The 11689-nt window shown below is 71.2% G+C and carries 10 protein-coding genes and 1 tRNA gene; 10 read left to right on the top strand and 1 reads right to left on the bottom strand.

Going from position 1 to position 11689, the window contains the following annotated elements:
• The first annotated feature begins 3 nt into the window (after positions 1 to 3).
• The 10 genes from HNR19_RS19650 to HNR19_RS19605 all read left to right on the top strand — a co-directional run bounded on the left by HNR19_RS19650 (position 4) and on the right by HNR19_RS19605 (position 10926).
• Positions 4 to 1017: a galactose-1-epimerase gene (locus tag HNR19_RS19650; protein WP_179669479.1), complete on the top strand. Its 1014-nt coding sequence runs from the start codon at positions 4 to 6 to the stop codon at positions 1015 to 1017.
• A gap of 139 nt (positions 1018 to 1156) precedes the next feature.
• Positions 1157 to 2152, top strand: a complete 996-nt coding sequence (locus HNR19_RS19645) for an ABC transporter substrate-binding protein (protein ID WP_343047283.1) — start codon at positions 1157 to 1159, stop codon at positions 2150 to 2152.
• Between the two features lie 73 nt (positions 2153 to 2225).
• Positions 2226 to 3794 carry a sugar ABC transporter ATP-binding protein gene (locus tag HNR19_RS19640; RefSeq protein WP_218910327.1) on the top strand — a complete coding sequence of 523 codons (1569 nt, stop codon included), beginning with the start codon at positions 2226 to 2228 and terminating at the stop codon, positions 3792 to 3794.
• Complete coding sequence (locus HNR19_RS19635) at positions 3791 to 4876, top strand: ABC transporter permease (protein WP_179669478.1); 1086 nt, start codon at positions 3791 to 3793, stop codon at positions 4874 to 4876. The genes HNR19_RS19640 and HNR19_RS19635 overlap by 4 nt, the downstream gene beginning before the upstream one ends.
• Positions 4873 to 5880, top strand: a complete 1008-nt coding sequence (gene yjfF, locus HNR19_RS19630; RefSeq protein ID WP_179669477.1) for a galactofuranose ABC transporter, permease protein YjfF — start codon at positions 4873 to 4875, stop codon at positions 5878 to 5880. The genes HNR19_RS19635 and yjfF overlap by 4 nt, the downstream gene beginning before the upstream one ends.
• A complete protein-coding gene (locus HNR19_RS19625) occupies positions 5877 to 6917 on the top strand; it encodes a substrate-binding domain-containing protein (RefSeq protein ID WP_218910326.1) in 1041 nt (346 codons plus the stop codon). Before yjfF ends, HNR19_RS19625 begins: the two co-directional genes overlap by 4 nt.
• On the top strand, positions 6914 to 8590 hold the full coding sequence (gene araB / locus HNR19_RS19620; protein WP_179669476.1) for a ribulokinase: 1677 nt from the start codon (positions 6914 to 6916) through the stop codon (positions 8588 to 8590). The genes HNR19_RS19625 and araB overlap by 4 nt, the downstream gene beginning before the upstream one ends.
• A complete protein-coding gene (locus tag HNR19_RS19615; protein ID WP_179669475.1) occupies positions 8587 to 9264 on the top strand; it encodes an L-ribulose-5-phosphate 4-epimerase in 678 nt (225 codons plus the stop codon). The genes araB and HNR19_RS19615 overlap by 4 nt, the downstream gene beginning before the upstream one ends.
• A gap of 11 nt (positions 9265 to 9275) precedes the next feature.
• Entirely contained in the window at positions 9276 to 10775 is a 1500-nt protein-coding gene (araA, locus tag HNR19_RS19610) for an L-arabinose isomerase (RefSeq protein ID WP_343047282.1), read from the top strand.
• A 61-nt stretch (positions 10776 to 10836) separates the two neighbouring features.
• Positions 10837 to 10926 (top strand) — tRNA-Ser (locus HNR19_RS19605).
• A 200-nt stretch (positions 10927 to 11126) separates the two neighbouring features.
• Here the strand turns inward: HNR19_RS19605 and HNR19_RS19600 are convergent.
• Positions 11127 to 11525, bottom strand: a complete 399-nt coding sequence (locus HNR19_RS19600; RefSeq protein ID WP_179669473.1) for a hypothetical protein — start codon at positions 11523 to 11525, stop codon at positions 11127 to 11129.
• Between the last annotated feature and the right edge of the window lie 164 nt (positions 11526 to 11689).

Here is an 11689-nt window from a genome sequence, read left to right as displayed (position 1 = left end):
ACCGTGACCGACGACCTTGCTGCCCGGGCCGCGATCGTGGAGCTGGGGAGCGCTCCCGGTCCGGTGCTCCACCTGCTCACCCTCGGGGCCACGATGCAGCGGCTGGAGGTCGCCTGCGGCGACGGGCGGCGCCGCGACGTGCTCGTCGGCCTGCCCGGCGCGCGCGAGCTGTTGGGCTCCAGCGACTACCTCGGCGGCACCATCGGCCGCTACGCCAACCGGATCGCCCACGGCCGGTTCGAGCTCGACGGCGAGGAGGTGTCCGTCCGGACCAACGACCGAGGCCACTCGCTCCACGCCGGACCGGACGGGTTCGACCGGCGGCTCTGGGACGTCGCGGACAAGGACGAGTCGAGCGCGACGCTCCGCCTCGTCAGCCCGGACGGCGACCAGGGCTTCCCGGGCGAGGTCACGGCGCACGCGCGGTTCACGGTCGAGGCCGACCGGGTGACGCTCGACCTGGGCGCGACGACGACCCGGCCGACGGTGGTCAACATGACCAGCCACGCCTACTTCAACCTCGACGGCGCGGGCACGGTGGACGACCACCTGCTCCAGGTGCCGGCCTCGTCGTACACGCCGGTCGACGAGGGGTCGATCCCGCTGGGGGACCACGCGCCCGTCGACGGGACGCCGTTCGACCTGCGGGTGGCCCGGCCGGTCGGCGAGGTCGTCCGCGAGCCCCATGAACAGGTGGTCGCCGCGCGCGGCATCGACCACAACCTCGTCGTCGACGGGAGCGGGCTGCGCCGCGTGGCCCGCCTGGAGTCGCCGCGCTCGCGCACCGCCATGGAGGTCTGGTCGGACCAGCCCGGGCTCCAGGTCTACACGGGCAATTTCCTCAGCGGCGCGGTCCTCGGCCGGTCCGGACGGCTGCTCCGGCCGGCCGACGGGATCGCGCTCGAGCCCCAGCTCCACCCCGACAGCCCGAACCACCCGGAGTGGCCGTCCGCCACCCTGCGGCCCGGCGAGGCCTACCGCGCTCGCATCGAGTGGCGGTTCTCCGCGACGGTCTGAGCCGGGCAAGGTGAGCGTTCACATTTTCTGACCGTCAATTCGGCGAAAGTTCTTGACGGGCAGGAATGTTAGCGCTCACACTCTCCGACAAGTGACACCCGTCACAGGGCGCTGACGCCCAGACGATGTGGAGGAAACAGTGGCAATCAAGACGGTGGGCGCGGTGGCCGCGCTCCTGATGGGCGCGACCGGGCTGGCAGCCTGTGGTGACAGCGCCGACGGCTCCGAGGGCGGCGGGGACGACGGCAAGATCGTGATGGGCTTCGCGCAGGTTGGCGCGGAGAGCGGTTGGCGCACGGCCAACACCGAGTCGATCAAGGAGTCGGCCGAGGAGGCCGGCATCGAGCTCAAGTTCTCCGACGCCCAGGGCAAGCAGGAGAACCAGATCACCGCGATCCGCTCCTACATCCAGCAGAAGGTCGACATCATCGCCTTCAGCCCGGTCGTCGAGACCGGCTGGGACGCGGTCCTCCAGGAGGCGAAGGCGGCCGGCATCCCGGTGATCCTGACCGACCGCGCGGTCGACAGCGAGGACACCTCGCTCTACGAGACCTTCCTCGGCTCCGACTTCGTCAAGGAGGGCCAGGACGCCGGCCAGTGGCTGGTCGACAACGCCGCGGAGGCCGACGTGGACGGCGACGGCGACGTCAACGTCGTCCAGCTCGAGGGGACGACCGGCGCCGCGCCGGCGATCGACCGCGGCGAGGGCTTCGCCGAGGCCATCGCGGCCGACCCGTCGATCGAGGTCACGGCCTCGCAGACCGGGGACTTCACGCGCGACGGCGGCAAGCAGGTCATGGAGTCGTTCCTCAACTCCGAGGAGGGCATCGACGTCGTCTTCGCGCACAACGACGACATGGGCCTGGGTGCGATCGAGGCGATCGAGGCGGCCGGTCTCGAGCCCGGCAAGGACATCAAGATCATCACCGTCGACGCCGTCCACGACGGCATGCAGGCGCTGGCCGACGGCAAGATCAACTTCATCGTCGAGTGCAACCCGCTGCTCGGCCCCCAGCTGATGGACCTCGCCCAGCAGGTGCTCGACGGCGAGGACATCCCGGAGCGGGTGGTCACCGAGGAGACCACCTTCACCCAGGAGCAGGCCATCGAGGCCCTGCCCGACCGCAAGTACTGACCGGACGGCAGACGGGAGCCCGGCACCGCCGGGCTCCCGTGACCGTCCCTCCCGCGACGGAGACGAACGAGCGATGACGCAGACCCACGAGGAGCAGCTGGTGACAGGAGCGACGCCGGCGCGCGAGCCGGTCGTCGAGATGCGCGACATCTCGATCTCCTTCGGCAACGTGCGCGCGCTCGACGAGGTGTCGGTGCGCCTCTACCCCGGCGAGGTGCACGCCTTCATGGGCGAGAACGGCGCCGGCAAGTCCACGCTGATCAAGGCCCTCACCGGCGTCTACGCCGTGGACGCCGGCACGGTGCTGGTCGGCGGCGAGGAGCAGACCTTCCCCACCCCCGCCGCGGCCCAGGCGGCCGGGATCAGCACGGTCTACCAGGAGGTCAACCTCGTCCCCAACCTCACCGTCGCGGAGAACATGCTGCTCGGCCGCGAGCCGCGCGGGCCGCTGGGCATCAAGGTGCGGGCGATGAACGCGCACGCCCGCGCGACGCTCCAGCGGCTGGGGCTCGACATCGATCCCGCCTCCACCCTCGGCGACCACCCGATCGCGGTCCAGCAGCTGGTCGCGATCGCGCGGGCGGTCGACGTCGACGCCCGGGTGCTGATCCTGGACGAGCCGACGTCGAGCCTCGACGCGGACGAGGTCGCGAAGCTGTTCGAGGTGATGCGGCACCTGCGCGACGAGGGGGTCGCGATCGTCTTCGTCTCCCACTTCCTCGACCAAGTCTACGAGATCGCCGACCGGATGACGGTCCTGCGCAACGGACGCCTGGTCGGCGAGCGGATGGTCGCCGACACCAGCCAGCTCGAGCTGGTGCGGCTCATGATCGGCCGCGAGCTCGAGGTGCTCGAGCGGCTCGACCACTCCTCGCGTCCCGCCGCCACCACCGGCCAGCCGGTCCTTCAGGTCGTCGGGCTGAGCCGGAAGGGCTCGCTCGAGGCAACCGACCTCACTCTGTACGACGGCGAGGTGGTCGGCGTGGCGGGCCTGCTCGGCTCCGGGCGCACCGAGCTGGCCCGGCTCCTGTTCGGCGCCGACACCGCCGACCAGGGGACCGTCGAGATCCGCTCGACCCGCCGCCGCCTGCGCAGCCCGCGCCATGCCATCGACCGCAAGCTCGCGTTCTCGAGCGAGGACCGCAAGGCCGAGGGCGTGTTCGCGGACCTGACGGTCGCCGACAACATGCTGCTCGCGCTCCAGGCGTCGCGCGGCTGGCTCCGGCCGATCCCGCAGGCGACGCGGACTCGGCTGGTGCGCGACTACATGACCTCGCTCGACATCCGCCCGCCCGACCCGAACGCCCTGATGGGCAACCTCTCCGGCGGCAACCAGCAGAAGGTGCTGCTGGCGCGGTGGCTGATCACCGAGCCCGAGCTGCTGATCCTCGACGAGCCCACCCGCGGCATCGACATCGGCGCCAAGACCCAGATCCAGGCGCTCGTCGCGGACCTCGCCGCCAAGGGGATGTCGGTCGTCTTCATCTCCGCCGAGCTCGAGGAGGTGCTGCGGCTGAGCCACCGGCTCGTCGTCATGCGCGACCGGCGCAAGATCCACGAGCAGCCCAACGACGACGTCAGCGTCAGCGACGTGCTCGAGATCATCGCGGGCGAGGCGCGCGCCCAGGAGGAGCGGGCATGACCGACATCCTGACTCCCGCACCCGTGGCGGACCCGCCCGCGGCCCGGCGCTCGGTCGCCGCGCGGATCTTCGGCCACCAGCTGGTGTGGCCCGTCCTCGCGATCGTCCTGATGCTGGTCGTCGACGTGATCGCGAGCCCGGGCTTCCTGTCGATCCGGATCCTCGACGGGCACCTCTACGGCAACCCGATCGACATCATCCGCAACAGCGCGCCGGTCATGCTCGTGGCGCTCGGGATGACCCTGGTCATCGCGACCCGCGGGATCGACCTGTCCGTCGGGGCGGTCGCCGCGATCGCGGGCGCGGTCGCGTGCACCCGGATCGTCGGCGCGGCCGACGAGGGCGCGGCGTCCGCTGCGATCCTCGCCTGCACGACCGCGCTCGCCGTGTGCGTGCTCCTCGGTGTCTGGAACGGCTTCCTGGTCTCCGTGCTGGGCATCCAGCCGATCATCGCCACGCTGGTGCTGATGGTCGCCGGCCGCGGGATCGCCCTGCTCGTCACCGACGGCCAGATCACCACGCCCACCAACGGGACGTTCTCCGACCTCGCCTCCGGCTACGTGCTCGGGCTGCCGATCGCCTTCCTGGTGGCGGTGGGGATGGTCCTCCTCACGGCCGCGCTGACCCGCCGTACGGCGCTGGGCATGCTGATCGAGGCCGTCGGCATCAACCCCGACGCGAGCCGGCTCGCCGGGGTGCGGGCGCGCACCATCACCTGGACCGTCTACGTGTTCGCCGCGGTGTGCGCCGGCATCGCCGGGCTGATCATCGCCGCCAACACCAACTCGGTGAACGCGGAGAGCCTCGGCCTCTGGATCGAGCTCGACGCGATCCTCGCCGTCGTCATCGGAGGCACTGCGCTGACCGGTGGCCGATTCTCGCTCGCGGGCACGGTCGTGGGAGCGCTGCTGATCGCGACCCTCGCCCGCACCATTCCCAGCATCGGCATCCCGTCAGAGGCCAACTACGTGTTCAAGGCGCTCGTCGTGATCGTGGTGTGCCTCCTCCAGTCGCCGCGCGTCCGTGCGGCATTCCGCGCGCGGCTGCGCCGTACCTCCGAGCCGAAGGCGGTCGCCGCATGAGCCCCACGACCCTGCCCGCCTCCCCGTCCACCTGGGACCGGGTCCGGAGCTACTCGCCGCCGGGCCGCTACCTGCCCGTGATCGGCACGTTCGCGCTGTTCGTCGGGATGTTCGGGGTCGGCGGGCTCCAGTACGACCAGTTCGCCGACACCCAGAACCTCCTCAACCTGCTGCGCGACAACTCGTTCTTCATCGTGCTCGCGGTGGGGATGACTTTCGTGATCCTGACCGGGGGCATCGACCTCTCCGTCGGCTCGGTCGCCGCGCTCTCGACGATGGTCCTGGCGAAGCTGCTGCAGGACGGCTGGTCGGTCTACCCCGCCATGGGCGCGGTGCTGCTCGTCGGCATCCTGCTCGGGGCGCTGATGGGCGTGTTGATCCACTATCTCGACATCCAGCCGTTCATCGCGACGCTGGCGGGGCTCTTCCTGGCGCGCGGCGTCACCTTCCTGATCAGCACCGACCAGATCCCGATCACGAACGAGGGGTTCTTCGAGATCGCGTTCAAGCAGGTCACGCTCTGGAGCGGCTACACGACGTACTGGACCGTGCTGGTGTCGCTCGCGACCGTGGTGGTCGCCGCCTACGTCCTCGCGCGCACCCGGTTCGGGCGCACCGTCTACGCGATCGGCGGCAACGAGGCCTCGGCGATGCTGATGGGCCTCCGGGTCGCCGTCGTGAAGGTCGGCGTCTACGCCATCAGCGGCTGCTGCGCGGCCCTCGCCGGCATCCTCTACGGGCTCTACCTCTCCTCGGCCAACAGCCGCGCTGCCATCGGGTGGGAGCTCGACGCGATCGCCGCGGTGGTCATCGGGGGCACCCTGCTGACCGGCGGGCGCGGCTTCGTCATCGGCTCGTTCATCGGCGTCCTGGTCCTCGGCACGATCAAGGCGCTGATCAACTTCGACGGCTCCCTCGACCCGGCCTGGATCCGGATCGTGATCGGCGTGCTGCTGCTGGTGTTCGTCGTCATCCAGCGGCTGATGACCAGGCGCCAGACGTGACGGCCACCTCGCCCCGGACCGGCAACGGCCGGGCCCCGGTGATGGCCGACGTCGCCCGCCTCGCCGGCGTCAGCCACCAGACCGTCTCGCGGGTCGTCAACGGGCAGGGCAACCTCCGGCCGGAGACGCGGGAGCGGGTCGAGGAGGCGATCCGGCAGCTGGGCTACCGGCCCAACACCGCCGCGCGCTCGCTGGTGACCCGTCGCTCCGGCACGATCGGCGTGATCGGCTCGAAGAGCGGGTTCTGGGGGCCGAGCACCGTGCACCGCACGATCCAGGCGGCCGGCCGGGCCGCCGGCTACTTCGTCAGCTCGACGAACCTCCAGAGCCTGACCCGCGCCGAGTTCGCCGACGCGATGAACCACCTCCGCGACCAGCACGTCGAGGGGATCGTCCTCATCGCCGCCACCGACGACGCCGTGGAGGCCGCACGCACCCAGGTCGACCAGGGCATCCCGGTCGTCGTCGTCGAGGGCGACGAGGACAAGGCGGAGTGGACCGTCGGCGTCGACCAGGTAGCCGGCGCGGAGGAGGCGACGCGGCACCTGCTCGACCTCGGCCACACCGAGGTGGTGCACGTCGCCGGACCGTCGTCGTGGACCGAGGCCCGGGCGCGGCTGCGCGGCTACCGCAACGCGATGTTCGCCGCCGGCCTGCGCCCCTCGCGCCAGGTCGAGGGCGACTGGTCGGCAGCCAGCGGCTACGACGCCGGGCTCGCGATCGCCGCGCGGGCCGACGTCACCGGCGTGTTCTGCGCCAACGACCAGATGGCCCTCGGCCTCCTGAGGGCGCTCTCCGAGTCCGGTCGGTCGGTGCCGCACGACATCAGCGTCGTCGGCTTCGACGACATCCCGGAGGCGCCGTACCTCATCCCGCCGCTGACCACCGTGCGCCAGGACTTCGCCGCGGTCGGCCAGCGCGCCATCGAGATCCTCCGGGCCGCGATCGCCGGAGAGCCCACCCCGCCGCGGCTGATCAGCCCCGAGCTCGTCGTGCGCGCGAGCTCCGCCGCACCTGTCGAAGGGAGAGGTCGTTGAGCGACCAGTACGTCGTCGGTGTCGACTTCGGCACGCTGTCGGGCCGCGCCGTCGTGGTGCGCGCCTCGGACGGCGCCGAGGTCGGGACGGCGGTCCACGAGTACCCGCACGGGGTCGTCGAGGACCGGCTGCCCGGCACGGACCTGCGACTGCCGCCGGAATGGGCGCTCCAAGTGCCGCAGGACTACCGCGAGGTGCTCCAGGTCGCCGTACCTGCCGCCGTCGTCGACGCCGGGATCGACCCGGCGGAGGTCGTCGGCATCGCCACCGACTTCACCGCGTGCACGATGGTGCCGACCCTCGCCGACGGCACCCCGCTGTCGGAGGTCGACGGCTTCCGCGCGCGCCCGCACGCCTACGTGAAGCTCTGGAAGCACCACGCCGCCCAGGGCCAGGCCGACCGCATCAACGCGCTCGCCGAGGAGCGCGGCGAGGCCTGGCTGGCGCGGTACGGCGGGCTCATCTCCTCGGAGTGGGAGTTCGCCAAGGGGCTCCAGCTGTTCGAGGAGGACCGCGACACCTACGACCGGATGGAGCGCTGGGTCGAGGCGGCCGACTGGATCGTGTGGCAGCTGTGCGGGACCTACGTCCGCAACGCCTGCTCCGCCGGCTACAAGGGGATCCTCCAGGACGGCGGCTACCCGAGCGCTGACTTCCTCGAGGCCCTCGCGCCGGGGTTCGGCGGGTTCGTCGCCGACAAGCTCGACCAGCCCGTCGGCCGCCTCGGCGGCCGCGCGGGAACCCTGACGGCCGAGGCCGCCGGGTGGACCGGGTTGCCGGAGGGCATCGCCGTCGCCGTCGGCAACGTCGACGCGCACGTCACCGCGCCCGCCGCGCAGGCGACCGGCGCCGGCCAGATGGTCGCGATCATGGGCACGTCCACCTGCCACGTGATGAGCGGCGACGTGCTGCGCGAGGTGCCCGGCATGTGCGGCGTCGTCGACGGCGGCATCGTCGACGGCAGCTGGGGCTACGAGGCCGGGCAGAGCGGGGTCGGCGACATCTTCGGCTGGTTCGTCCGTACGGCGGTGCCCGCCGAGCACGCCGCCGCGGCGACGGCTGCGGGGGAGACCCTGCACGAGCACCTCACCCGGCTGGCGGCGGCCCAGGAGGTCGGCGAGCACGGACTCGTCGCCCTCGACTGGCACAGCGGGAACCGGTCGGTGCTGGTCGACCACGAGCTCTCGGGTCTCGTGGTCGGGCTGACGCTCGCCACCCGCCCCGAGGACGTCTACCGCGCGCTCCTCGAGGCGACGGCGTTCGGCACCCGCGTGATCGTGGAGACCTTTCGCGACAGCGGCGTCCCGGTGCACGAGCTGGTGATCGCCGGCGGGCTGTCGAAGAACGAGTTGCTCATGCAGATCTATGCGGACGTCACGCGGTTGCCGCTCTCGGTCATCGACTCCGAGCAGGGCCCCGCGCTCGGCTCCGCGATCCACGCGGCGGTCGCCGCGGGTGTCTATCCCGACGTCGCCACGGCGTCGAAGGCGATGGGCAAGATACGGCGGGGCGTCTACCTGCCCGACGAGGGGCGTGCGGCGTCGTACGACGGGCTGTTCGCGGAGTACGTCGCCCTGCACGACCACTTCGGCCGCGCCGACAAGGCGATGCGCCGGCTCAAGGCGATCCGTCGCGACGCGGTCGCCCGACGACAGGCGAGGGAGGGCTCGTGACCGCAGTCGACGACGTCCGCAGCACGGTGCTGCGGCTGCGTGCCGAGCTGTGCGCGCTGCACGCGGAGCTCGTCCGCTACGGCCTGGTGGTGTGGACCGCCGGCAACGTCTCCGCGCGGGTACCCGGCCACGACCTGCTCGTGATCAAGCCGAGCGGCGTCGACTACGACGCGCTGACGCCCGACGCCATGGTGGTCTGCGACCTCGACGGCCGCGTGGTCGACGGCCTGCACGCGCCCTCCTCGGACACCGAGGCGCAGGCCTACGTCTACCGGCACCGGCCCGACGTCGGCGGCGTCGTGCACACGCACTCGCCGTACGCCGTCGCCTGGGCGGCGCGGGGCGAGGCGATCCCCTGCGTGACGACGATGTGCGCCGACGAGTTCGGCGGCGACATCCCCGTCGGGCCGTTCGCGATCATCGGCGACGACTCCATCGGCCGCGGCATCGTCGACACCCTCGCCAGCAGCCGGTCGCCCGCCGTGCTCATGCAGAACCACGGGGTCTTCGCCGTCGGCGCCACCGCGAAGGCGGCGGTGAAGGCGGCGGTCATGTGCGAGGACGTCGCCCGCTCGGTGCACCTCGCGCGCCAGCTCGGGGAGCCCATCCCCATCGAGCAGCGTCACGTCGACGCGCTGTTCGACCGCTATCAGAACGTCTACGGCCAGCGATGAAAGGACCCTACGTGGCGAACGATCCAGAGGTCTGGTTCCTGACAGGGAGCCAGGCGCTCTACGGGCCCGAGACGCTCGACCAGGTCGCGACACAGTCGCAGGAGATCGTCGACAAGCTCGTCGCCCTCTCCGCCCTCCCGGTCCGCGTCGTGTGGAAGCCGGTGCTCCTCGACGCGGCCGCGATCCACCGCCAGGTGCTCGAGGCCAACAGCGCGCCCGACTGCGTCGGGCTGATCGCCTGGATGCACACGTTCTCGCCGGCCAAGATGTGGATCGCCGGACTGGACGCCCTCCAGAAGCCCCTGCTGCACCTGCACACGCAGGCCGGCATGGCGCTGCCCTGGTCGACGATCGACATGGACTTCATGAACCTCAACCAGGCCGCCCACGGCGACCGGGAGTTCGGCTACATCCAGTCGCGGCTCGGCGTACCGCGCAAGACCGTGGCGGGCCACGTCGAGAACCCGGCCGTCCGGGCCCGGGTCGAGGACTGGGCCCGGGCGGCGCTCGGCCGCGACGAGCTGCGCCGGCTCCGGCTCGCCCGGTTCGGCGACAACATGCGCGACGTCGCGGTCACCGAGGGCGACAAGGTGGAGGCGCAGCTCCGGTTCGGCGTCTCGGTCAACACCTACGGCGTCAACGACCTGGTCGCCGTCGTCGACGCGGTCGCCGACGACGCGATCGACAAGCTCGTCGTCGAGTACGCCGACCTCTACGACGTGGCACCAGAGCTCCTGCCGGGCGGCGAGCGCCACGAGTCGCTGCGCTACGGCGCCCGGGTCGAGGCCGGGATGCGCAGCTTCCTCGAGGACGGCGGTTTCGGTGCGTTCACCACCAACTTCGAAGACCTCGGCGGCCTGCGCCAGCTCCCGGGCCTCGCCGTCCAGCGGCTGATGGCGGACGGCTACGGCTTCGGCGGCGAGGGCGACTGGAAGACCGCGGTGCTGCTGCGCGCCACGAAGGTGATGGCCGCCGGCCTGCCCGGCGGCACCTCGTTCATGGAGGACTACACGTATCACCTGGTCCCGGGAGAGGAGAAGATCCTCGGCGCCCACATGCTCGAGGTCTGCCCGTCGATCACCAGCAGCCGCCCGTCGCTGGAGGTGCACCCGCTCTCCATCGGCGGCCGGGAGGACCCCGTGCGGCTGCGGTTCACCGCCGACCCCGCCGAGGCCGTCGTCGCCGGCCTCTCCGACCTCGGCGACCGCTTCCGACTCACCGTCAACGAGGTCGACGTCGTCGAGCCCGACGAGGCGCTGCCCGCCCTGCCGGTCGCCTGCGCGGTCTGGGAGCCGCGGCCGTCGCTCGCGACCTCGGCGGAGTCGTGGCTGATGGCCGGGGCACCGCACCACACCGTGCTGTCCACCGCCGTGGGCGTCGAGGTGCTGGGGGACTTCGCCGAGATGACCGCCACCGAGATCGCCGTCATCGACGCCGACACGACTGCCCGGGGGTTCCAGCGCGAGCTGCGCTGGAACGCCGCCTACCACCGGCTTGCGGGTGGCCTCTGACGGTCATCTCCGGGCCACCGCGATTTCAACGGCGCCGGTCTGCTCCGGTACATTCTCCCGCGGTGGCGTGTCCGAGCGGCCTAAGGAGAACGCCTCGAAAGCGTTTGTGGGTGCAAGCCCACCGAGGGTTCAAATCCCTCCGCCACCGCCATGTGATGTCGCAAGACATCGGCGACAGCCGAACCCTCATCTGAGGGTTCGGCTGTCAGGCTTTTGTGGGTTCCTTGGTTGGTAGTCCCGGGTGGGGTCGATGTCGTGCTCGCTGAGGAGCTCGCCGGTGGCGGAACGCGGCAGAGTCGGGCGAGCGTAGCCGCCCTGGTTGCGGCATGAGCGTGCGACCCTGCCGCGGGATTAGTCGAAAGCGAACGGCTCCCACCCGAGGGAGATCTGCGGATCCAATTGCAGGAAGACCCTGTCCGTGCGGAGCCCTTCGGCGAACGCGATCTGGAGCACCACGCGACCTTTCGCTCGGTCGAGTTCGATGCTCCGCACCTTGCGGAGCAGAAGGTCGGCGACCTCACCTTGAGCGTCCTCCACAAGCAGCCGGGCCTGCTCATGGCCCGGCTGGAGGTCGAGCGAGACACGACGTTGCCCTCGGCTCAGGACGAAAACGACTCGGGTGTACGGCCACTGCTCACGCCAGTCGGACTCGTACCCTGCGGCGAGGTCGTCCTCCTCGTAGGCGTAGTGGGGCTCGTCCTCGAAGGCCCAGACGAGATCAGCCAGATCTGGAAGCGGGTCCATCACCACGCGGAGCAGCATGTCAGGGGAAGTCCGAACTGCGCACTCATCGGCAGATCCGCGCGCATCCGCACGTCGGCATGAGCCAGAGCTCGGCTGATTAGGAACACACCCAGTGAGGGAGGTCGCCGCCTTCTAGGCGCCTGCCGGTGACACATTCACGTGCTCGGGAG

It is taken from the genome of Nocardioides thalensis (assembly GCF_013410655.1).
GTDB classification, from domain to species: Bacteria; Actinomycetota; Actinomycetes; order Propionibacteriales; family Nocardioidaceae; genus Nocardioides; species Nocardioides thalensis.
This window is presented reverse-complemented; position numbering and strand designations above follow the sequence as displayed.